This is a genomic window from Paenibacillus xylanilyticus (genome assembly GCF_009664365.1).
GTDB classification, from domain to species: Bacteria; Bacillota; Bacilli; order Paenibacillales; family Paenibacillaceae; genus Paenibacillus; species Paenibacillus xylanilyticus_A.
This window is the reverse complement of sequence record NZ_CP044310.1, coordinates 1,899,534-1,921,926: the sequence shown is the minus strand read 5'-3', so window position 1 is coordinate 1,921,926 and position 22,393 is coordinate 1,899,534. Positions and strand designations below refer to the sequence as shown.

General features: G+C 47.0%; 17 protein-coding genes and 2 tRNA genes. 2 read left to right on the top strand and 17 right to left on the bottom strand.

Features of this window, described 5'->3' with window-relative positions:
* Nucleotides 1-141: 141 nt before the first annotated feature.
* The 12 genes from abc-f to leuB form a co-directional block, all read right to left on the bottom strand.
* Nucleotides 142-2,037 (bottom strand): ribosomal protection-like ABC-F family protein, encoded by a 1,896-nt coding sequence (abc-f, locus tag F4V51_RS08755; protein WP_153977683.1) that lies wholly within the window; start codon nucleotides 2,035-2,037, stop codon nucleotides 142-144.
* A 558-nt stretch (nucleotides 2,038-2,595) separates the two neighbouring features.
* Nucleotides 2,596-2,666: transfer RNA gene (locus F4V51_RS08750), tRNA-Gly, on the bottom strand.
* 11 nt (nucleotides 2,667-2,677) lie between these two features.
* Nucleotides 2,678-2,751, bottom strand: a tRNA-Pro gene (locus F4V51_RS08745).
* Nucleotides 2,752-2,893: 142 nt separating this feature from the next.
* Entirely contained in the window at nucleotides 2,894-5,020 is a 2,127-nt protein-coding gene (locus F4V51_RS08740; protein ID WP_153977682.1) for a bifunctional diguanylate cyclase/phosphodiesterase, read from the bottom strand.
* Nucleotides 5,021-5,398: 378 nt separating this feature from the next.
* Nucleotides 5,399-6,355, bottom strand: coding sequence for an aldolase catalytic domain-containing protein (locus F4V51_RS08735; protein ID WP_095288318.1), 957 nt, complete (start codon nucleotides 6,353-6,355; stop codon nucleotides 5,399-5,401).
* 99 nt (nucleotides 6,356-6,454) lie between these two features.
* On the bottom strand, nucleotides 6,455-7,765 hold the full coding sequence (locus F4V51_RS08730; RefSeq protein ID WP_153977681.1) for a DUF4129 domain-containing protein: 1,311 nt from the start codon (nucleotides 7,763-7,765) through the stop codon (nucleotides 6,455-6,457).
* Entirely contained in the window at nucleotides 7,762-8,886 is a 1,125-nt protein-coding gene (locus F4V51_RS08725) for a DUF58 domain-containing protein (protein ID WP_153977680.1), read from the bottom strand. Before F4V51_RS08725 ends, F4V51_RS08730 begins: the two co-directional genes overlap by 4 nt.
* Nucleotides 8,887-8,888: 2 nt before the next feature.
* Nucleotides 8,889-9,857, bottom strand: a complete 969-nt coding sequence (locus tag F4V51_RS08720; protein ID WP_153980625.1) for an AAA family ATPase — start codon at nucleotides 9,855-9,857, stop codon at nucleotides 8,889-8,891.
* Between the two features lie 124 nt (nucleotides 9,858-9,981).
* Nucleotides 9,982-11,085: an ATP-binding protein gene (locus tag F4V51_RS08715; RefSeq protein ID WP_153977679.1), complete on the bottom strand. Its 1,104-nt coding sequence runs from the start codon at nucleotides 11,083-11,085 to the stop codon at nucleotides 9,982-9,984.
* 465 nt (nucleotides 11,086-11,550) lie between these two features.
* Entirely contained in the window at nucleotides 11,551-11,967 is a 417-nt protein-coding gene (locus tag F4V51_RS08710; protein WP_024628323.1) for a hypothetical protein, read from the bottom strand.
* Between the two features lie 362 nt (nucleotides 11,968-12,329).
* The gene (locus tag F4V51_RS08705; protein ID WP_062320195.1) at nucleotides 12,330-12,869 is read right to left on the bottom strand and encodes a peroxiredoxin; all 540 of its coding nucleotides are present in this window, start codon (nucleotides 12,867-12,869) and stop codon (nucleotides 12,330-12,332) included.
* A 288-nt stretch (nucleotides 12,870-13,157) separates the two neighbouring features.
* Complete coding sequence (gene leuB / locus F4V51_RS08700; protein WP_095288324.1) at nucleotides 13,158-14,243, bottom strand: 3-isopropylmalate dehydrogenase; 1,086 nt, start codon at nucleotides 14,241-14,243, stop codon at nucleotides 13,158-13,160.
* Between the two features lie 215 nt (nucleotides 14,244-14,458).
* On the opposite strand from leuB, the gene F4V51_RS08695 reads away from it, so the two are divergent.
* Nucleotides 14,459-15,439 carry an aldo/keto reductase gene (locus F4V51_RS08695; RefSeq protein WP_153977678.1) on the top strand — a complete coding sequence of 327 codons (981 nt, stop codon included), beginning with the start codon at nucleotides 14,459-14,461 and terminating at the stop codon, nucleotides 15,437-15,439.
* 169 nt (nucleotides 15,440-15,608) lie between these two features.
* Here the strand turns inward: F4V51_RS08695 and F4V51_RS08690 are convergent, their stop codons facing one another.
* From F4V51_RS08690 to ilvB, 4 genes are all read right to left on the bottom strand, one after another.
* The gene (locus F4V51_RS08690) at nucleotides 15,609-17,150 is read right to left on the bottom strand and encodes a 2-isopropylmalate synthase (RefSeq protein WP_153977677.1); all 1,542 of its coding nucleotides are present in this window, start codon (nucleotides 17,148-17,150) and stop codon (nucleotides 15,609-15,611) included.
* A 123-nt stretch (nucleotides 17,151-17,273) separates the two neighbouring features.
* Nucleotides 17,274-18,266 (bottom strand): ketol-acid reductoisomerase, encoded by a 993-nt coding sequence (gene ilvC, locus F4V51_RS08685; RefSeq protein ID WP_095288327.1) that lies wholly within the window; start codon nucleotides 18,264-18,266, stop codon nucleotides 17,274-17,276.
* A 301-nt stretch (nucleotides 18,267-18,567) separates the two neighbouring features.
* Nucleotides 18,568-19,050, bottom strand: coding sequence for an acetolactate synthase small subunit (gene ilvN / locus F4V51_RS08680; protein ID WP_095288328.1), 483 nt, complete (start codon nucleotides 19,048-19,050; stop codon nucleotides 18,568-18,570).
* Nucleotides 19,047-20,798, bottom strand: coding sequence for a biosynthetic-type acetolactate synthase large subunit (gene ilvB, locus F4V51_RS08675; RefSeq protein ID WP_153977676.1), 1,752 nt, complete (start codon nucleotides 20,796-20,798; stop codon nucleotides 19,047-19,049). The genes ilvN and ilvB overlap by 4 nt, the downstream gene beginning before the upstream one ends.
* 601 nt (nucleotides 20,799-21,399) lie before the next feature.
* On the opposite strand from ilvB, the gene F4V51_RS08670 reads away from it, so the two are divergent.
* Entirely contained in the window at nucleotides 21,400-21,843 is a 444-nt protein-coding gene (locus tag F4V51_RS08670) for a GNAT family N-acetyltransferase (RefSeq protein ID WP_415752995.1), read from the top strand.
* Nucleotides 21,844-21,849: 6 nt separating this feature from the next.
* Here the strand turns inward: F4V51_RS08670 and F4V51_RS08665 are convergent, their stop codons facing one another.
* Nucleotides 21,850-22,224, bottom strand: coding sequence for a hypothetical protein (locus F4V51_RS08665; protein WP_095288331.1), 375 nt, complete (start codon nucleotides 22,222-22,224; stop codon nucleotides 21,850-21,852).
* Nucleotides 22,225-22,393 lie beyond the last annotated feature (169 nt).

Sequence of the window (22,393 nt, the reverse complement as noted above, 5' to 3'; positions counted from 1 at the left end):
CGCTTCCTCCCTGTCCAGAGGCACTGCTTACTTGTCTCCATCATCACGTTTGTTAATGAATTAAACCTATATCGACGTATTTATCGATGATCGTTCATAATTATATGCAAATTCAATCGAAATAGCAAGCCAGTCAATCATCTATTTTTTGCTCGCATCCTTCCGCCGAAGCTGAATTAACCGCTCTTGAATGTCACGGATCTCAGCGGCTTCCGCAGCTCGTTCTTCAGCAGCTTCCGGATGGGCAAGGATATCTGTGCCTGCATTGCTCATGGGAGATAGCAGTTCGGACAGTCGCATTTCCAGGCGTAATCGTTCATCATCCGATTCCCGCTGGCCAAGTGAATAATCTCGGAGCTTTCTTGACTCTTCCCAATCTAGAACTCCTCCATCAAAGACCGTAACCTTCCCTCCTGGCTCCAGATCAAGCAAGCGATTTGCCAGCATTTTGGTCAGCATTCGATCATGAGACACAAGGACCAGAGCACCCGAAGCCTGTTTTAATACATTCTCCATCACTTCCTGAGTATCAATATCCAGATAGTTTGTCGGCTCATCCAGAACCAGCAAGTTTGCACCGCCAAAGTATAATCTCAAAAAGGCAACCCTGCATTTCTCTCCCATACTCAGGTTCCCGATGCGCTTGAATACATCCTCTCTGGTAAATAGAAAACATCCCAGAATGGTTCGGGCAGCACTCTGAGTCATGGATGGGAGACTGAGCAAGCTGTCCAGCAGCGTCTGATTCTCGGGAAGTCCCTCAAGCTCTTGAGAAAAGTAACCGATCTTCAGCTGTGGATGCCTTCTCACCACCCCCTGCTCTGGTTCAAGTTCACCAATCATCAGCTTCAGCAGGGTCGTTTTCCCCGTACCATTCGGTCCACGTACGGCAAGCCGATCCCCTCGCCCGACGGCAATTCCCAGATTGTGAAATAACGGATGTCCTCCCGGATATGCGAAGCAGACGTCTCTCATCTCAAGCAGCTGGCGTGCAGCTAACGTGTCAACTTGCAATTCCATGTTTAGCTTGACTGCATCGCGAGGTTTCTCTACCCGCTCATTCTCCAGCCGTTCCAACTGCTTCTGTTTTGCATGGTAACGTGAAATGTTTTTGTTGGCTTTGGCTTTGTAAAAGCTCTGAGTGATCTTAACCTCCACATCCGTTGCTGAATTGTGGGCCTTATGGAACCACTCCTGATAATTGCGAATGGTCTCTTCAAGCGCTTTGCGCTCCAGTTCCTGTTTGCGGTATAGGGTTTCCTGTTCTCGTCGTTCCCTCTCCTTATGAACTTTGTAGTCAGAATAACCACCTTTATATTTGGTCAGCGCTTGCGGACTAAACTCAATGACACCTGTTGCTACCTGATCAATAAAGGTCCGGTCATGTGAAACAAAGAGCAGCGTGCCGCTGTAATTGGATAGCCACTCTTCGAGCCATTGCATGCTATCTTCATCCAAATGATTCGTCGGTTCATCCAAAATAAGAAATTTGGGTTTGCTGACCAGCAGTCCTGCCAGCCTTGCCTTGGTTTTTTGTCCACCACTTAAGGAGTGATAGGATCTGTTCCAGTGCTCCGAGCTTAACCCCAGACGGGTCAACACCTTTTCCACCTCGGTCTCCCACATGTAGCCGTTCAGCTGCTCATATTGCTCCATGGCTACGGTATAGGCTTCAAGCAGCCGCTGCTCATCTTCGCTCCCGCTCATGCCCATACGCCGTTCCAGTTCTTCCAACTCACATTTCACTTCATAGATCCGGCCACTTTCCTTCCGTACGGCATCCAGTACCTTCATACCGGGGTCAATTAGAGAGCGTTGACGCATGAATCCCCACTCATTCTGCGGGACGTGGCGCTCAATATGTCCTCCTCCCTCCTCTTCCCCTAAAATGATGCGTAACAATGTGGTTTTACCGCACCCATTGCGACCGAGAATCGCAAGCCGCTCACCTTCGTTAATTTCCAGATTTAATCCTGCAAATAATTCCATCCCGTTCCATTCTTTTGATACTTCATGTAGGCGTACCAATGTCATCATAAGACTTCATCCTTCCTGCGGTAAAAATCAAATTCATCCCGAGCTTCTTCGAGATGATATCGTTAATCTCGATCACGCAGAGCTGCCTCGGCCCGCAGGAAACCTTAGACATCATTTCCTGAACAAAAAAAACCGCTGGCATCCGCCGGCGGTCTGGCAATTCAGGTTTGGATAAAGCGTCAAAAAACAAGCATAAGGTACACGCAGGTGTGACAAATAAATACCCAAGAAAAGGTACACAAACCCCAATTCTCGGCTAGCACACACACCTGATCCCATAGCTGAATTTGGACACACGAATCCCCTCATTGCTCAGCCGCTTCGGCTGACTGCGTCATACTTCTTCTGCAGTTACTGGGGTTCAATTCATGTGTCTTACTTCATGGGACGTGTGGTTACCTCTCATTCATGTATAGTATCAATTTCTCCGTTATTGTACCAGAAGCTGGGATAATTGCAAAGCTTAGAATGAATGTTAGAAAGAAAATACTGCGCTTTCATCACTTTGAGTAAAAAAAGAAAACCCTCTTGTTATGAACAAGAAGGTTTTCTAAGTTAAGCGGGTGATGGGAATCGAACCCACGCTACCAGCTTGGAAGGCTGGAGTTCTACCATTGAACTACACCCGCGCGATTGACGATCGGGACGACACGATTTGAACATGCGACCCCCTGGTCCCAAACCAGGTGCTCTACCAAGCTGAGCTACGTCCCGTTAAGTTCCTAAGAATCTTAACACGGTTTTTACAAAAACTAATATAACATGTTCATCCGGTCCTTGCAACTTTTAATTCCCATTTTTTGCTGTTGGGTCACAAACGAAAAAGACAGAAGCGCTTCCCGCTCCTGTCTCATTGCTATCCTGTAGGTTTATCCACATCTCGTAAAAAACGCTTTTCAAAATCTGCCGCCACAATGGGTTTACTAAAAAAGTATCCCTGTGCTTCATGGCAGTGCTGATCCCGAAGGAACACCAGCTGCGACTCGTTCTCCACTCCTTCGGCAGTCACCTTCAATTGCAGATGATGAGCCATGGACGTAATGGTGGAGACGATCGCTGCATTATTGCGATCCTCCATGACTTCGTTCACGAATGAACGGTCAATTTTGAGACGATCAATCGGCAGATCCTTCAGGTAATGCAGAGAACTGTATCCTGTTCCAAAATCATCAATACTGATTTGCACACCAATCTCTTTAATTTTGCGAAGTTGTTCAAACGCACGGTCTTTGTCAAATGTCATACTTTCGGTAATCTCCAGTTCCAGCCAATCCGGCTCCAATCCAGTTTCCCTCAGTATGCCGTTGATGTTATCCAGCAGATGGGAATGTCTGAACTGTCTCATCGAGAGATTGACAGACACACACAGTTTGCGGTATCCAGCTTCCTGCCATAGCTTGTTCTGTGCACATGCCTCCCGAAGGACCCACTCGCCCAGCGGTACAATTAGTCCGCTCTCTTCTGCCAATGGGATAAACTCTGCAGGTGAAATTGCGCCGCGCTGTGGATGCTCCCAGCGTACCAGAGCCTCCATACCAACGATTAAACCACTTGCGATATTGATCTGTGGTTGATATACAAGATAAAACTGACCTCGATCCAGCGCTTTGCGCAAATCATTCTCCAGCTGCAGTCGTTCCTGTGCCTTCATCTGCATTGCATGAGCATATCGGTTCAGTTCGATTCCCTGTTCCTTGGCGTTATGAAGCGCGGTATCCGCATTTTGAATGATTTCCTCGGGTGATCCCCCGTCATGGGGATATATGGCCATGCCAATTCCAAGCGTTATATGATAGTCGTTGCCATCAACCATAACCGGCTTTTCAAACAGCTGCAAAATCGATCTTGTTCGGCGCAGAGCATTTTCTGTATTCCAGAAGTCTGTCATCGTGACCACGAACTCGTCCCGGCCAAGACCATACACTTCTTCGCCAGGCAGAGACGATTGCTTCAGACGCTGCCCCACTTGACGAAGAACACGGTTAGCAGCCTGCTGACCGAGGGAGTCGTTAATTGTTTTGAACCGGTTGATATTAAGTACGAGTACACCGACGAGCTCGTCCTGCTTCACGGCTTCATCCATCAATCTTTGGAGTCTCTGGGAAAGGCGGCGGCGATTTGGCAGACCCGTTACATCGTCATGATGAGCAATATAGTTCATTTTGGCTTCAGCAGCCTGCTGCTTCAAAAACGGTGTATCCACTACCGTTGTATATAGTCCTTTTTGTACAAAGAAATATCCCAGACAATTCATCCACAATGCAAATAACAGATTCAAGTCACTGATCTGCGTTGCAGAAATCAAGTAGCACTCTCCGTAGAAGAAACACAGGGCCCCACACAGAATAGAAGGCAAATCTCCCTCTTTACCCTTCTTCCACTTCAAAAACAACACAAATGCGGTGATCCCGTAAAGAAGACCGACCAGGAAGTGAATTTTCATAAACGTTTCACTTAACACTTCTTGCTGGGTTAATTTCGGCAGCCAGCTCCATTCCTGAACACTAGCTGTGTACAACAGGACAAACGTACCCAGCGTTCCGCTAAATAGTAAGAACTTACGCGGTAATGCAATCTCTTTTTCTCTCACTGCATAAATAAGCAATAAACCCACTGCACAGACCACAGAGCCCAGCGTCATCAATTTGAGGGAAAATTCGGATTCCATCATGGCGCCACTTGGCATCTCTTCTGCATATGAAACGATATGAATTAATTCAAACAGGCCAATCAACAAAAAGAGTGTTGTAATCATGATTCTGCGCAGGGTTAACTTTTGGGTCTGGAACAACCAGCTTTGGTTGTAAATCCCGATACAGGCTGCAGCTGCAACGAATCCGCCGAGTAGCGTCAGCACAGGGTATCCGGATATGATTAGATCAGAGCTTACAGAGGAACGATACCATTGACTTACGAGGAAACATAATAAGCCGCCTAATGCGACCAAGCTTACTTTTCTCTGATCTTGCGAATTTGCCTTCATGCCTTGTTTATCCTTCCCGGGATCACCTATCCTGAATAACCTTTAGCCCTCGCCTGTGACGTTCAGGTTTGAAAACTTTCATTGTTACACCATTCGACAATAAATATTTACCAACGTTCAATTCACATGCCAATACATGCTATCTGGTACATAATAACATTTAATTCTGCGGACGTGAACTAAAAAATAGTTGAAAATAGGAATATGTATTCATATCCACGTAGAAAAACAAGGTATTAAGAACTAAAAAAACATGGATCTCCAATTGGAGTCCATGTCCCTTTAGTTTGCAACAGCATATCAGACTATTTTCCATACCAAGTGCATTGCGGGGAATCTGATACGTGACCGTTGCTTTTATGATGTTTACCGAAAAAATTATTTATCAAAATTCACTTCAGGCGTTGTCAATTTATCATAGAAATCCACAACGTTATCCTTCTCGGCTGACGAACGCAGGGCCATTGCCGAACGCGGATGCTCGTCGAGTGCTCCTGTGATCATATATGGCAGGATGTAGCCCCATTCTTCTTTTTCGCGAAGAGGAACCATCAATTGTTCCAATACGCCAAGTACCGGACGCAAGTTATATTTCGTTCCCTTCAGATGCGCCACAAGAAGTTCGGTCGGGCAGTTACCTGCTGCACGGCCCATACCATATACGGAAGCATCGAGCAGTTCAACGCCAAGCTCTGCAGCCACAAGTGTATTGGAGAATGCAAGCTGCATGTTATTGTGAGTGTGAACACCGAGACGTTTGTTTGGCAAGTGGGTTTTGAACTTTTCAACGAGGTACTTCACGTCGTTATGGTCAAGGCTGCCATAAGAGTCAACGATGTACACAACGTCTACGGAGCTCTCTTTGATCAATTCAAAGGCTTCGAGCAATTCGTTCTCCATGACATTCGACAAAGCCATGATGTTCAAGGTTGTTTCATATCCACGATCATGGAATGTTTGAACAAGGGCCAAAGCCTTGTCCACATCTTTGCTGTAGCAGGCTACACGGATCAGATCCAGCATGCTCTCGCTGCGTGGCAAAATATCATTCTCGTCCACACGTCCGACGTCAACCAGAGCAGACAATTTGGTATTTCCTTTTTGTGGGATCACTTTGCGCAGGAAGTCATCATTCAGAAAACGCCATGGTCCTGCTTCTTCGGCACCTTTCAGCAGTTTCGGCGAGTTTTTATAACCGATTTCCATATAATCAACGCCTGCCTCATTCAATCCAGCATATAGCTGTTGAACGAAGTCCACGCTAAAGTCCCAATTATTTACCAATCCACCATCACGAATGGTGCAATCTACAATTTTGCAATGATTTGTCTTCATTTGTCTGCTCCTTTTCTGACCAACTTGTGTATTCCTCTCATGATACTTGAACGTGACAAGAAAAGTAAAGGGATAAACACGTTATTGGGTCTAATGGTTCTATCGAGACTTCCAGTTCCGATCAATCTCGGACATTTCGGAAGGGTTCGGAGCCTTTTTGCCATAACGAACCGCGTTATATGTCCTTGTTAACATGTCGGAAAATCTCTCTGTATCTTGCTTGTCTGAAGATGACTTATGAAGCAGGATCTTCTCTGCTGCTTCCAGCGGAGTCTGTGCAGCTTCAATTTCCACGCCTTGCTGTCTGGCTTGATCTATCCATTTTCTGTAGTAATAACGTACCCGCTCCGCCTCCTGTGAGGGAAGTGTTTCTTTTTTTCGGAACCAGGGTTTGCGTGGTCTCACGGGTGTTTCCAGCGTTTCACTAATATCGATGTATTCGGTCCGCGGCTCGGCCCTCCGCTCCCTGGGTTCCATCATCCCCCTCAATCGCTCCATAAGACGGTTTATAGTCTTTCGTCCCAATCTGAAGATAAGCCATAGAATCAGCGCAGCAGAAGCACCTAGAACGAACCATCCCAGCATGTCCCAGAAAACAGATGGTTCTGACTGCTCTGTCACTCTGCCTGGAAGCTTAGATGGGTCAATACCAGAGTCTGGTGTCAAGGGCAGCTGCGGATCGGAAGATGGGCCTATTAGTCCTCTGATCCATGCGAGCAGACGATCCCGCAGTGGAGCAAGCCAGGCGGCTAGACTGGGAAATGCTCCGATACCTGCAATGATTAACAACATCCATATCAACCGCTGATGATTCGCTCTGTTGAATTCCCGAAGCACAATCTTTCTCTTGCCATCATTTAATACGGCTCTATCCAGCTGTGCACTGTAGACATTAAGGAGACAAGCAACAAAACTGATGAAGCCCGCTGCATATAATGCTCCTCCATAGGTCTGCAATGGGAATAAGGGCTCGAACCAATGCGAGAAAATGCCTCCTATTATAGACCCGACAACGCCGAAGATCTGCCATCTCCACATCAAGGTGGAGCGAAGCGATGGTTCTGGTGCCAAGCCTACAAAGGCTGATAAAGCCCCCCACAGAAGAGCAGTGATCAATTCCGGTCCCGTAAATCCGATTATCCAAGCCGCGATAAGGGATACAACCACCCCCAGGAGCAGAGCTCCAACTAGCCGAAGCCACATACGGGTTCCTAATCCTTGAAACCTGTGGCCCAGCAGCACGCCAATGCCGCTTGTCAGAGCATAGATGATCAGCAGAATATAAGGAAAATGACCATATGCGTAGAATGAAGTAAGGGTCAACAAGGGAAACACATAAACGCCAATCAGCAGCGTCGCGAGCAGAGACATCCCTATTCTTGATTTACTTTCCCAGGTCGAATCACTCATGCACTCACCGCCTTGCTGCTCTTCGTACCGCTGTGATTTGGCTCCACAGGCAGAATGGTTACCCGGTGTCCCTGTTCATGCAGGCGAGCAATCTCATGCTCCATGGCAGCAGAAACGTAAGATGTAATCAAAAGATAGCTTCGTGCTTGATGAGCTTCCTCATTGCGCTTCACTTCATCATTCAGAAACTGTTCCATGGGAACCATACATTTCAGCTCGGTTTCAGCCATTGCCTCCAAAAGCAGCTCCAGATGCGGGCTGCCATAATCGGGTTCAATTCGAAGCGGATCACGCCCGCCATTTACCCGATAGCCGTTGTGAGCAAATCCGGCAGGAAGTCCTCTGCCAATCGCATCGGCTGCAGCCGTTGCCGCATAGCTCAATGCACGCTCAATCGGCTCAGGTCGGGTTACTACACTCCACATATCCTCCGACTCCTGAATATTTACAATAATCCAGGACTGCGGATCAGCTGTCCAGCCTTGCTTGTATACCTGCAGCTCACCTGTACGTGCGCTTGCTTTCCAATGAATTCGGTTCATGGGATCGCCTGCACCGTAAGGACGTACGCCAAGAATAAGAAATGGATCCTCCACGATCCAGCGGGATACCTCTACCTCCCCCTGCCACACCTGGTAAATGGCAGGCAGATCTTCAGCAGCGACCAGCGAAGGATATACGATCATGGACAGATGAACAGGGATCGGTTGGGTACTGCGCCAGACGCCAAACAGATCTCCACCTGTCATGGTCACCGTATTCAACGTGTAGATACCACGTTTACTGCATATAATCGGATGCTTGCGTGTAATTCTCGTAAATGGTTTCAAGGTAAATATACTTTTGTGATTCTGGTAAATATCTCCCTGGCTAATATCCATGCCTGAACCACTGCGAAATACAAAGGATCCGGGCATCATTGCCTCTAGTCTCAGCCAGGGTACTGTGACCCGCTTCTCATTCGCTATTGTTTCCACCATCTCAAGCTCATCGCCTGCGTAACAGCGCAGTTTGCTGAATTCACGTGTATACTTCAGTCTTCGTAATGCCGGGCGTCCAAACCATACACCTTGTAGGCCAATGATAATGCCCCCTACAATGACTAGCCATAATAGTGCCATAATTACCGTCCACTGCCGGTGCCAATGCTCTCCGTTGGCACCTCTGCCTGTGTCAGAATCTCATGAATGATCCGCTCCGCAGCGCCTTCCTGTTGCCTCACCCTGTTACGGAATACAAGTCGGTGAGCCAGTACAGGTTCAGCCAGAACCTTGATATCATCTGGTAGAACGTAATCCCTGCCATGCAATGCGGCCCATGCCTGACACGCCTTCAGTAAAGCTTGCGCTCCCCTTGGACTAACACCAAGCGAAAGCTCAGGATGTCTGCGTGTCTCTTCTGTAAGACGAACCATGTATTTAAGCAGGTCTTCTTCAACCTGGACGGACTGGTATGTACGCTGCGCCTCAAGAAGCTGCTCACGACTTAATATGGATGTAAGATCGTTAACCGAACGACCGGCTACAGTCCTTCTCAGAATCTCTACACTTTCATCACTGCTTGGGTAACCCATGCGAATTTTCATCATGAATCGATCCATTTGAGCCTCAGGCAGCGGGAAGGTCCCCTGATTATCAATCGGGTTCTGGGTTGCTATTACGATGAATGGACGTTCCAGCTGTCTCGTTGAGCCATCAATACTGATCTGTCGCTCTTCCATACATTCCAGCAAGCTCGATTGGGTTCGCGGTGTAGCCCGATTGATCTCGTCGGCCAGCACAAGGTTCGCGAACAACGGACCGGCTCTGAATTCGAAGTCACCAGACTTTTGATTGTAGAAGTGAATCCCCGTCAGATCAGACGGCAGCAGGTCAGGGGTGAATTGTATGCGTTGAAACGTACAATCCAAAGATGAAGCTACCGATTTGGCCAGCATTGTTTTTCCTGTACCCGGTACGTCCTCAAGCAATACATGTCCTGAAGCGATAACTGCGGTCATGATCAGTTCTATGGTTCGCTCCTTGCCTACAATAACCTGTCCCACATGCTTCGTCAGATGTTTATTCATCTGTTCCATTTCCTGAATATTCATCATGCACCTTCCTTTCGCAAGCTATGAGTATGTATCCGCATTCATTCTAACTATAACCCATAATGCTTCCAAAAAAAAACAAAAGGAACCGGCCAACATGCCGATTCCTGCTCATCCTGCCGTATTACACTAATGGGAGCATAATTATAAACCGGGTTCCTTCACCCTTTTTACTGTCAACCGAGATTGTGCCTCCATGGTTTTTGATGATGCGATAACTTACCGAAAGACCCAGTCCTGTCCCGCTCTCTTTTGTCGTGAAAAATGGATCGAACAGACGTACAAGCGTGTTGTGGTCCATACCCTGACCGTTATCCGTAATAGAAATCTGCACATACCTGTTCTCGGTTTCAGTGGAGATTCGTATGAGACCTGTATGCTCCTCGCCTACGCCCTCGATGGCATCCATTGCATTTTTCACCATATTCAGAATAACCTGCTTAATCTGTTTAACATCAATGGAGACGTTCATCGGCGCGTCTGCTTCATCGAGGGTAATTTCGCACCCTTTCATCAAGCCTTCGCTCTCCGTTAGTAAGACCACCTCTTTGAGTAAGGAATCCACCGACATAATAGTCTTCTGCGGTGCAGACGGTTTGGAGGAATTCAGGAATTCGTAAATAATATCGTTCGCCCTGTCAATCTCCGTCAATATGATCCTGGCGTATTCATCTTTCCCCAATTGCAGCAAATGTGGGCGCAGTAGCTGTATAAACCCGCGGATCGCTGTCAAAGGATTGCGTATTTCATGCGCGATGGATGCTGAAATGCGTCCCAGCATGGCAAGCTTGTCATTCTGATAAGCAGTCTGTTCTATTTGTTTATAATCCGATACGTCCTTGACACTGAACAAAAAATCTCCATCCATCTGATCTCCGTAGGTTACCGTGACCAGCCAGTGTCTGCCATACTCATCAATCAGTTCATGATAGCGCTTACGGTGGAAGATGGTCTCCCGGTAGATCCGTAAAATTTTCTTTTTCTTGAATCGGCTCATCTGTGGATGATGCAGCATTTGCATCAGGGTGCAGCCGCTCAACAGACTTCGGGGAAGCTCCAACAATTTTGCCATTTGAACGTTAATAAACGTCAATACACCGTTGCTGTCAAACAACATAATACCGCTATCCAAATGCTCCAGAACATTTTCATATTTGTTGTAATCCAGATGTACAGGCGGGAAACTGTTCGTTGGGTGAGGCACTGTATCCTGAAATTCACTAATCATGACAGGTTCCTCCTTTTCACGTAAATGATAAACTTGCCATTCGGACATCATATCATCACAGAAACAGGAAGGGCCGATTTATTTTTCATTACCGGTGCCCTTTCGTTGGGGGGCTGAGCCGAAAATATGGATGGCACGTCCGGAACCTTAGCTGGTCTATTCCCGGTAACCAACAATTGATCCGGAAAATAATATATGTGGTTTGTTCCATTCAAAACCTTCTCCTATTCCCAAACACGAACATTTTATTTGCTCCGCCTCTTTTGCAAGTCTGTTTTTATCATAGACAAGTTTATAGAAGAGAGTCAATCAGAGAAAGTGTCGAATGGTAATTATTTTAAGAAAAACCTCGAAATACCCGTTTTTCAAAACACAAAAACGAAGCCTTTTCGCAAATATCGCGAATCAGCTTCGTTCATATCCAAATGATTACATAACAATTTATAGCCTAGCATTCAAATTAATCTATAGTCCGCTTTTATTGTGCTGAATTTTAAGTCTGCGCTGGCTCATTACGGCTAATCGACGTTTGAGTTCGCTCTCCCACTTCTCATCCTTCATTTCCTTGGCCAGTCTTAAGAGGTCAAGTGACATGTCAATCTGTCGCTGAACAATGACCATAGCATCCTCGCTCTCGCGGTTGACGCAATTTTCGAAGATTGCATCCTCATCTTCTGTCACGTAATCCTGAAAATCAATCTCGGAAGCTCCGTCGCCATGCGCATATTCAGCCAAAATTTCATATTCATTTTCCACTTTGTAATGCACTTCCACCCGGTGGCATACCGGACAAAACAGCAGGGGAACATTATGAACCTGGGTGCGGTAATGCTTCAGCGTGCCCTTTGTTCCCACCATACTTGCCCCACAACAGTAACTCATTTTTGTTCACCCTCCTTATTACGTGCCGGGACCTTATATTTAGAAATGGTCTCCCTAGCACCTGCAGCTTTTCTGAAAAAGAAGTTGTTCCATCAGTGTATCTCATTCATTACCATATTATCATGGTGATGGCCCGAAAATATTTACGGGGTTTCCATACCCTATTCGCCTCAAAGGCCTTCAATTCCTCTTTCAGGAGATGTAAAAACCTCTCATTCCTATAATACTTCATTAACACGTTTTTTGCCCTGTCTAAACACCCTAATCCAACTTCCAAATTATATTTGGGAAAAAGGGTGCAAAAAGCCCTCAATCCCGAGTGGGATGAGGGCTTGAACCACAAACGTTCAAGTTAATCAGGCTTACAGGTTGCTGTCGCCTGGTTTCCAGTTCATTGCACACAATCCGCCGGATTGCAGTGCTTGCAGTACGCGAAGTGTTTCTTCAACACTGCGGCCTACATCGTTGTGGTTAACTACTTGGTATTTCAATTCGCCTTCTGGATCGATGATGAACAGACCGCGCAATGCTACGCCTTCTTCTTCGATCAGAACGCCGTAATCTTTAGCCACTTGCTTCGTGATGTCGGAAGCCAGTGGGAAGTTCAATTGACCCAAGCCATTGCTGTCTTTAGGTGTGTTGATCCAAGCTTTGTGGCTGTGTACGGAGTCAACGCTCACGCCAAGAATTTCAGTATCCAAAGCTTTGAATTGCTCGGAAGCATCGCTCAAAGCTGTAATTTCAGTTGGGCACACAAATGTGAAGTCCAAAGGATAAAAGAAGAATACGAGCCATTTGCCACGGTAATCGGACAATTTAACGGAACCAAAATCTTGTCCGTCTCCCGATACTGTTTCCATTGCGAAATCTGGTGCTGGTCTACCAACCAAACGTTCTGCCATAACTAAAAATTCCTCCTTTGGGATTATGTAAGCATCCATATGGATTGCTCATCATCAAGAAAAGCGCTGACGCTTTTCCTGTTATTAAAATGGTTTGATACTTGATAACAAGTACAAGTAAAATGTTATCATCCGGACTTCTCAAAGTCAAGATTATAAACGTTATTTTTTTATAATAATTATAAATAAGAAATTTTCGTGCCAAAAATCTAATGCCCAACATATAAAGGAACAGCCCTCAATCTCTCCTATTGGAAAGCTAAGGGCTGCCCGATCATGATGTCTGAATTATGCCTGTTTACGGATCGCTGCAACGATCAGATCGCCCATTTCCGTAGTACTGATGGCTTTGCTCTTATCTACAGCAATATCACTTGTACGGTGTCCTGCATTCAGCACTTCAGCTACAGCAGCTTCAATGGCATCCGCACCTTCAGCGTAACCAAAGGTTGTACGGAACATAAGTGCAACAGACAGAATCGTTGCGATTGGATTGGCCAATCCTTGACCAGCGATATCTGGCGCCGAACCGTGAACCGGCTCGTACAGACCGAAGCTGCCTTCGCCCAGTGATGCAGAGGCCAGCATACCGATTGAACCTGTCAGCATTGCTGCTTCATCACTCAAGATATCTCCGAACATATTTTCCGTTACGATGACGTCGAAGCTGGCTGGACGACGCAGCAGCTGCATCGCACAGTTGTCAACGAGAACGTGCTCCACTTCAACATCCGGATATTCCGGAGCTACCCGGTTTACCACTTCACGCCATAGTCTGGATGTCTCTAGTACATTGGCTTTATCCACAGATGCGAGTTTTTTGCGGCGTCCTTGAGCAATTTCGAATGCTTGACGAACAATTCGCTCCACTTCCGTTACATTATATACACAGGTATCCACAGCTTCTTGCCCCTGGGAGCCTTCACGTCTGAATTTTTCACCAAAGTAAATGCCTCCTGTCAGCTCCCGAACCACCATCAGGTCCGTGCCTTCCAGTACTTCAGGTTTCAATGTGGATGCATCCTTCAGGCAGTCAAACACAACTGCCGGGCGCAAGTTGGAGAACAATCCGAGCGCTTTGCGAATTCCCAGCAAACCCGTTTCCGGACGGAGTTCCTTGCTGTTGTTGTCCCATTTTGGACCGCCAACGGCTCCGAGCAACACGGCATCCGCACTTTTACATACGGTAAGTGTTTCCTCTGGAAGAGGTGTGCCTTTTTCATCGATCGCAATTCCGCCAAACAGTGCGTGCTCGGTTTCAAAACGATAACCGAAAACTTCCTCCGTGCGTTTAAGTACTCTCTCTGCTTCCGCTACGACTTCCGGACCGATACCGTCACCTGCGATGACTGCAATTTTTTTTACGTCTGTCATGGGTTGTCCAACTCCTTCATTCATTCTCAATCGAACGTGTCATATTTAACTCTCTCTTTTGTATCATATTCAGTGGTCATTTGACCAAGATATACAATCTATGACTTTAATAGATTTTACCTATAAGAGATTTCAGGTCTGTTGTTCTGCTCGTCAGACTGGAGTAAAATAATACGTGAAGTCAAATTCAGGTAACTCAGGAGGGATTGCAAATCATGCAATACACGTACTTGGGAAAATCAGGTCTTAAAGTAAGCCGGATTTGTCTCGGCACCATGAATTTTGGGCCTGCTACAGACGAAAAAGAAGCATTCCGTATCATGGATGCAGCACTCGATGCTGGCGTTAACTTTTTTGATACCGCTAACGTTTATGGTTGGGGTGAAAATTCCGGCCTTACCGAGGAAATTATCGGTCGCTGGTTCAGTCAGGGTGGCGGCAGACGTGAAAAAGTGGTGCTTGCGACCAAGGTGTATGGTTCCATGCATGATGAAACGGACGGTCCCAACAACGATGCCGGACTCTCTTCCTATAAGATCAGACGTCATCTGGAAGGTTCCCTTCGCCGCTTGCAGACAGACCATGTAGAGCTATATCAAATGCATCACGTGGATCCGGCGGTTTCCTGGGACGAGCTATGGGGAGCATTTGAAAATGCTGTCCATCAAGGCAAAATTGGTTATGTCGGATCAAGCAACTTCGCTGCATGGCAGATTGCCATTGCTCAAAGCGAAGCAAAAAATCGCCATTTTCTCGGTTTGGTGTCCGAGCAGCATAAATACAGTCTTAACTGTCGTTTGCCTGAACTCGAAGTGCTGCCTGCAGCCAAAGAGCTGGGCCTCGGCGTGATTCCGTGGAGCCCACTGGATGGTGGCTTGCTGGGCCGCAATGCACTTCAGAAGCTGGAAGGCACACGCAGCGGCGGCATCGCGGAACGCATTGAACATCATAAAACCCAGCTTGAAGAATTTGCAGCACTGTGCCGCGATCTTGGTGAACCACAAGATACGATTGCTTTGGCTTGGGTTGCAGCCAATCCGGCAGTGACCGCACCAATCATCGGTCCTCGTACGCTGGAGCAGTTCGAAACTGCGCTTAAATGTCTTGAAGTCACATTGGATGAAGCGGTACTTAAACGCCTTGATGAGATATTCCCGGGTCCAGGTGGACATGCCCCTAACGCATATGCGTGGTAATCTGCTCTAATTGCAATTTTCTATATTCCGTCCTAATTGATAAACATATATATCATTCAAGCTATAGCAAAAAGTCTGACCTTAGATCCATACCTAGGGTCAGACTTTTTTAGCTTGCTCTCCAAACAAGCAGTGCAGTTCGAGTGCATTGGATGCCTGCTGCGTCTGTTTACAGATTCACGTTGACACGGTTGGTGTATGTTTTACGTTTCTCAATCAGCTGGTTAAGGCCATCCACATAAGCACGTGCACTTGCACCCAGAATATCAGTGCTTACACCGCGCCCCTGAACGGAAACCTGGTTCTGTGTCAATACAACATGCACTTCACCGAGTGCATCTTTACCATGTGTAACCGACTTGATGGAGTAATCGGACAGTGTAACCTCTTCCCCGCTCACCTTGTCAATCGCATTGTAAATGGCATCAACGGAACCATTACCTTCCGCTTGCTGTTCAACGGTGTTACCGTCAAGCATAGCGATACGGACTTTGGCTGTCGGAGTCGATTCATCCCCATATGTCACGAAGATGGACTCCAGTTTGTAAATCTCAGGAGCATCCTGCAGCTTCTCTTCGATCACCGCGAGCAAGTCCTCATCCGTGACTTCTTTTTTCTTGTCTGCCAGATCTTTGAATTGGGCAAAAGCACGATTCAGTGCTTCTTCATCCAGTTCATAACCCAGCTCAATCAAGCGCTCACGGAACGCGTGGCGTCCAGAGTGTTTACCCAGTACGAGCTTGCTTTCCTTCAGACCGATTGTCTCTGGCGTCATGATCTCGTAAGTTGTTTTTTCTTTCAGCATACCATCCTGATGAATACCGGATTCATGTGCGAAGGCGTTCGCACCAACAATGGCTTTGTTTCCTGGAACAACCATTCCTGTCAAACGGCTAACGAGCCGGCTGGTACGTGCAATTTCCGAAAGCTGCAGAGAAGTTTTGGCCTGGAAGAATTCCTGACGTGTCTCCAGTGCCATGGCAATCTCTTCGATTGCCGTATTTCCGGCACGCTCACCGATTCCGTTAATCGTACCTTCGATCTGATCTGCACCGTTCAAAATGGCGGCAAGTGTATTAGCGGTTGCCATACCCAGGTCATTGTGACAATGTGCACTCAGCTGCACTTTTTCAATACCATGAACATTCTCTTTGAGATGCTTGAAAATGTTACCGTACTCATAAGGACTCAGATACCCTACTGTATCCGGAATGTTAACTACCGATGCGCCTTCCTCAACAGCCATGTTCACCATTTCAACAAGGAAGTCATACTCCGTACGGCCTGCATCTTCAAGAGAGAACTCAATTTTGGAAAATGACTTCTTCGCATAACGAATAGCAGAACGAGCCGTATCCAGCACCTGCGCTTTGTCCATGCGCAATTTATGCTGGCGGTGAATCGGTGAAGTTGCCAAAAATACGTGAATGCACGGGTCCTGTGCACCTTTCAGCGCTTCTCTAACCGCGTCAATATCCTGCTCTCTGGAGCGGGACAAGCCGATAACCGTAATATTTTTAACCGCTTTCGCTACTGCATTTACCGCTGCCAGATCGCCTGGAGATGCTGCCGGAAAACCAGCTTCCATCCGGTCAATCCCAAGCCGCTCGAGCTGATGGGCAATTTCCACCTTTTCACGAGTGTTCAAATTGACTCCCGGGGATTGTTCTCCATCACGCAGCGTTGTGTCGAATACATAGATTTTACGCACGCCTCGCACCTCCTAGACTGTAATGTATGTTTGCCTCTAAACCAGCAATAGCGGCACACGCATAAGCACGGCCGCTATTTCCGGTTAAAGCTGTAAAATTGCTATACTTATAAGTGCATGTTCTTATTTCTTGATCCAGTGCATCATTTCACGCAATTGTCCGCCAACCACTTCGATTGGGTGTTCAGCTTCGTTGCGACGAGTTGCTGTCAGGAACGCACGACCGGATTGGTTTTCCAGGATGAAGTCACGTGCGAATTTACCTTGTTGGATATCGGAAAGGACTTCTTTCATCGCTTTCTTCGTATCTTCAGTTACAACGCGAGGTCCAGTTACATAGTCACCGTACTCGGCTGTGTTACTGATGGAATCACGCATGCTTGCAAGTCCGCCTTCATACATCAGGTCAACGATCAGTTTCAATTCGTGCAGACACTCGAAGTACGCCATTTCAGGAGCATAACCAGCTTCAGTCAACGTTTCGAAACCAGCTTTTACCAGGGCACTTACACCGCCACACAGAACCGCTTGCTCACCGAACAGGTCTGTTTCTGTTTCTTCGCGGAAGGATGTTTCGATAACGCCTGCACGTGTGCAGCCAATACCTTTTGCATATGCAAGACCGATGTCTTTTGCTTTACCTGTTGCATCTTGCTCGATCGCGATCAGGCCCGGTACACCGAATCCTTCCACGTAGGTACGACGTACCATGTGGCCAGGGGACTTAGGAGCTACCAGCAGAACATCGCTGTCTTTTGGAGCAACGATTTGACCGAAATGAACGTTGAAACCGTGGGAGAAGAGCAATGCTGCGCCTTTTTTCAGGTTAGGTTCGATTTCGTTTTTGTATACAGAAGCTTGCGTTTCGTCAGGGAGCAAGATTTGAACCACATCTGCACGGCTAGTTGCTTCAGCTGGAGACAATACTTCAAATCCGTCATTTTTTGCAGTGTCAAACGATTTACCTTCACGAAGTCCGATGACTACATTCAAACCGCTATCACGCAAGTTTTGTGCTTGGGCGTGGCCCTGGCTACCGTAACCAATTACGGCAATCGTTTTTCCTTTCAATACGCTAAGCTCTGCATCCTGTTCATAATAAGTAGTTACTGGCATGTTTATAAGTCCTCCTTTGTATTGTAAAGAACCCTTCATTAATGAGCGGGTGTCTCAATGGACCGGCATGCTGGCTGTTCCAGCAACTCTGGTCTGATCCGATCCGTTCAGACACCCGCCCTTTAATGCGGGGGTGTAGCTCTCTTTTCAAGCGTTACATCACTAAAATGTTGAATTGCAGCAGATGCAGGATCACGATGTCATTCAAGGATCACCTGCAGTCTGTTGTACTGCTTCTTCTCGTATCCTTCGTTGCTTACCCGATATGCATATTAGACCATAGATTTAGATCTATTGGCAATTATACGTTTCCACGTACCAGTGCAGTTACTCCAGTCCGCGAGAGTTCGCGAATGCCATACGGCTTAAGCAGCTCGATCATGGCGTCGATTTTGTCGGTATCTCCAACAACCTGAACCATTAGACTACTTGGACCAATATCGACAACCGACGCACGGAACGTTTCAACCACTCCCATGATTTCAGGGCGTTCGGAAGGTTCTGCTTTTACTTTAATCAAAGCGAGTTCACGGGCAACCATCGGCTTGAGACTGAAATCCACCACTTTGATTACGTCAATGATTTTATAGAGCTGTTTCTCAATCTGCTCCAGCGTTTTGTCGTCACCAATCGTGACAATGACCATACGGGACAAGCCCGCTTCTTCGGACTGACCTACCGTAATGCTCTCAATGTTGAATCCACGTCGACCGAACAACCCAGATACCCGCTGCAGGACGCCAGGCTGATCGTTGACCAAAATCGAAATTGTATGTCTAATCATTCCTCAGCATCCCCCATCAGCATTTGATCAATTGTTGCTCCTTGCGGAACCATTGGATATACATTTTCTTCTTTGCGAACAACAAATTCTACAACGACTGGTCCAGGTGTATCCAGCGCTTCCTGCCATGCCCGTTCAGCTTCTTCCTTGTTCGTGGCACGCAGTCCTTTTACACCATATGCTTCAGCCAGTTTTACAAAATCCGGGCTTCCTGCGAGATCGATGTGACTGTAACGGTTCTCGTAGATGATTTCCTGCCACTGGCGAACCATTCCAAGCACCTGGTTGTTGATGATGACAATCTTAACCGGGATATTGTTGATCGCGCAGATTGCCAGTTCTTGTGAACACATCTGCATTCCGCCATCGCCATTAATGGAGATGACCAGTCTGTCCGGATTCGCCATCTGTGCACCAATTGCCGAAGGGAATCCAAAGCCCATTGTTCCGAGTCCGCCGGAGGTTACCCATGAGCGAGGTTGATTGAACTTGTAGTATTGCGCCGCCCACATCTGATGCTGACCAACGTCAGTAGTCACGATCGCCTCACCTTTGGTTGTATCATTCAACAACTCAACTACCCATTGTGGTTTTAACTCGTCTTCGGAATCCGTGTAGCTGTAAGGCTTCTCTTGCTTCCATTGCTTGATCTGGTCTCTCCAGGCATCCGCACGGTCGGCACGCTGCACTTCCTTGTTGGCTATTTCGAGTACCGTCTTCACATCCCCAACGATCGGGATATCCGTCGCAATGTTTTTGCCAATTTCTGCTGGATCGATATCGATGTGCACAATTTTGGCATGTGGTGCAAAACCGTCGAGTTTACCTGTAACCCGGTCATCAAAGCGAGCTCCGATGTTGATCAGCAGATCCGCTTGTTGAATCGCCTGGTTGGACGTGTATGTTCCGTGCATACCCGGCATTCCGGTCCAAAGTTCATGTCCGCTTGGGAAAGCACCCAGTCCAAGAAGTGTCGTTGTAATTGGAATACCTGTTTTCTCAACAAATTCGAACAGTGCTTCGTGTCCACCGGAGTAAACGACTCCGCCACCTGCAAGGATCATCGGACGCTCTGCTTCCTGAATGGCCTGAGCCAGTCGATCAACCTGAAGTTTGTTTGGCACCGTCCGAGGGTTGTAGCCTCTCAGTGTCACTGGTTCAGTAATTGGCTCAAACAAGGTTTTGTTGGCAGAAACATCCTTCGGAATGTCGATTAACACCGGACCTTTACGTCCTGTATTGGCAATATGGAATGCCTCATGAATGACACGCGGCAGATCTTTAACGTCTTTTACCAGATAGCTGTGTTTGGTAATTGGCATTGTAATACCCGTGATATCCGCTTCCTGGAAAGCATCCGAACCAATCAGGCTGGAAATGACGTTCCCCGTAATGACAACGAGCGGTACGGAATCCATATATGCCGTTGCAATTCCGGTTACAAGATTTGTTGCTCCCGGACCGGAGGTTGCGATACAAACACCAACTTTACCGCTTGCACGTGCATATCCGTCTGCTGCGTGAATCGCACCTTGTTCATGCCGAGTCAGTACATGCTTGAAGTCCTCGAAACCGTACATCGCGTCGTAAATGTACAACACCGCTCCGCCCGGATAACCGAATACGCACTCGACACCTTCCAGCAACAAGCTTCTTAGCAGAATCTCAGAACCGCTAATGACCTCCGGCTTCATCCATTTTTCACGTAATTCATCTGTTGATCGTACTTCTGGAATTTGAGCTCCCATCAGTCATCCTCCTCTCGGAATTTACATCATTCTGACATTTGAAGTTACAAAAAAACCTTCCATCCCTGCAAACAAGTTAATGCTTGCGAGGGACGAAAGGTTGTTGCTTCCGTGGTACCACCCAACTTTGTCCGAAATTTCGCAATAACGGACCTTACCAGGTACAAAAAAACGATAGGTCAAACGGACATAGCCGTCTTCCATACCTGTTGTCTGTAACGCAGACATACGATTTTCCCTAATACGCGAATGGAGTGACATCCAATGCTTTTCAGGAAAACAGCTCCGAGGTGAGCTCGTATATAAGGGATTATGGTGGTGGTTTCAGCAGATCCAGCCACTCTCTGAGCAAAAGAGCCCTTAAAACTTCGTCCTCTTCATAGCCGATTAAATATTCTCGTTAAATGTTAGGAACATTATATGATTCCTCCAACCGATAAGTCAATACCTGATTTGGATAATTTTTTTAAACGCCCTTTATCTCGCTACTCCGCTACTTAACGTTACCCTATTCCCTTCACTTCATTCAGTCACCTTTTATCTTGCTCCAGGCATAGGATATACGAGCAGCACGACTAGTCTTGAAAGGAGGATCAGCATGGTGATTCGGCAACGCAATTCGAGGCTGGATGATGGCGCCATCATGAGTTTAATTGACTCGCAACTTGTTCCTCTATCCCATATGAGTACCAATGAAATCAACAAAATACGCAAAGACATACCCCTGCGTATGAACAGGGGCATGACCTTTGTTGTCTCACCGGACCCGAACAAAGAAGCTGTAGCATTTATACATTTTCTTATGCACGGCGAGTTGTTATATGTCGATATGATGGCCGTTGATACAAAGGAACAGCGAAAAAGGTACGGTCAGACTTTGCTGCAAAAAGCTGAAAACTTCGCCGCATCACGAGGCTGTAAAAGATCCAAAGTAATGGTCGACGAAGGCAATACAAAAGGGCTGCAGTTTTATCAAAAAAATGGATATAGTACCGTTCGTTATATTATGATAAGCCGCTGTTACGAAATGGAAAAGAATATTTAGGTTCTCCTAGAAAAATCCTGGTGGACGTGGTCCATACGGTCCGAAACCGGGTCCCGGACCATAGCCTGGACCATATCCGGGGCCGGGTTTTGGTCCAGGTCCGTAGCCTGGTCCATACCCAGGACCTCCATAGCCAGGACCCCCATAGCCCGGTCCCGGGCCGTAAGCGTAAGGCAATGTGGCGATTGCAAGCAAGTCAAACAAAACCAGTGGAAGAATGGCTTTTGTGCGCACTTTTTTGCCATTTACACGCTTTAGCACTAATTTATTGCCGGATACTTTCAACAGCTTCCCCGTAACCCGAGTGCCGTCTTTTTTCACCGCAACGATATTTTTTCCCACCAATTTCAACGCTTCACGACGCGTAACATGTTGTTTCATACTTTCCCCTCCTCCTCGGATCATTCAAAACAGTGTATTCGTCCATCACTCGCTTCGCCTGTTTCTTTGTCCCTAATTGAAAATATGGGTCTCTACCCTGACACCATGGAAATGTATGAATTGCTATTTGCACAACAAAAAAAGCCCGCACGAAGCGGACTCTTTCTCT

What these genes read in the sequence shown, in the direction of transcription:
- abc-f (WP_153977683.1), bottom strand. Translation starts at nt 2,037, where the DNA reads ATGATGACATTGGTACGCCTACATGAAGTATCAAAAGAATGGAACGGG.
- F4V51_RS08740 (WP_153977682.1), bottom strand. Translation starts at nt 5,020, where the DNA reads ATGAAGGCAAATTCGCAAGATCAGAGAAAAGTAAGCTTGGTCGCATTA.
- F4V51_RS08735 (WP_095288318.1), bottom strand. Translation starts at nt 6,355, where the DNA reads ATGAAGACAAATCATTGCAAAATTGTAGATTGCACCATTCGTGATGGT.
- F4V51_RS08730 (WP_153977681.1), bottom strand. Translation starts at nt 7,765, where the DNA reads ATGAGTGATTCGACCTGGGAAAGTAAATCAAGAATAGGGATGTCTCTG.
- F4V51_RS08725 (WP_153977680.1), bottom strand. Translation starts at nt 8,886, where the DNA reads ATGGCACTATTATGGCTAGTCATTGTAGGGGGCATTATCATTGGCCTA.
- F4V51_RS08720 (WP_153980625.1), bottom strand. Translation starts at nt 9,857, where the DNA reads ATGAATATTCAGGAAATGGAACAGATGAATAAACATCTGACGAAGCAT.
- F4V51_RS08715 (WP_153977679.1), bottom strand. Translation starts at nt 11,085, where the DNA reads ATGATTAGTGAATTTCAGGATACAGTGCCTCACCCAACGAACAGTTTC.
- F4V51_RS08710 (WP_024628323.1), bottom strand. Translation starts at nt 11,967, where the DNA reads ATGAGTTACTGTTGTGGGGCAAGTATGGTGGGAACAAAGGGCACGCTG.
- F4V51_RS08705 (WP_062320195.1), bottom strand. Translation starts at nt 12,869, where the DNA reads ATGGCAGAACGTTTGGTTGGTAGACCAGCACCAGATTTCGCAATGGAA.
- leuB (WP_095288324.1), bottom strand. Translation starts at nt 14,243, where the DNA reads ATGACAGACGTAAAAAAAATTGCAGTCATCGCAGGTGACGGTATCGGT.
- F4V51_RS08695 (WP_153977678.1), top strand. Translation starts at nt 14,459, where the DNA reads ATGCAATACACGTACTTGGGAAAATCAGGTCTTAAAGTAAGCCGGATT.
- ilvC (WP_095288327.1), bottom strand. Translation starts at nt 18,266, where the DNA reads ATGCCAGTAACTACTTATTATGAACAGGATGCAGAGCTTAGCGTATTG.
- ilvN (WP_095288328.1), bottom strand. Translation starts at nt 19,050, where the DNA reads ATGATTAGACATACAATTTCGATTTTGGTCAACGATCAGCCTGGCGTC.
- ilvB (WP_153977676.1), bottom strand. Translation starts at nt 20,798, where the DNA reads ATGGGAGCTCAAATTCCAGAAGTACGATCAACAGATGAATTACGTGAA.
- F4V51_RS08665 (WP_095288331.1), bottom strand. Translation starts at nt 22,224, where the DNA reads ATGAAACAACATGTTACGCGTCGTGAAGCGTTGAAATTGGTGGGAAAA.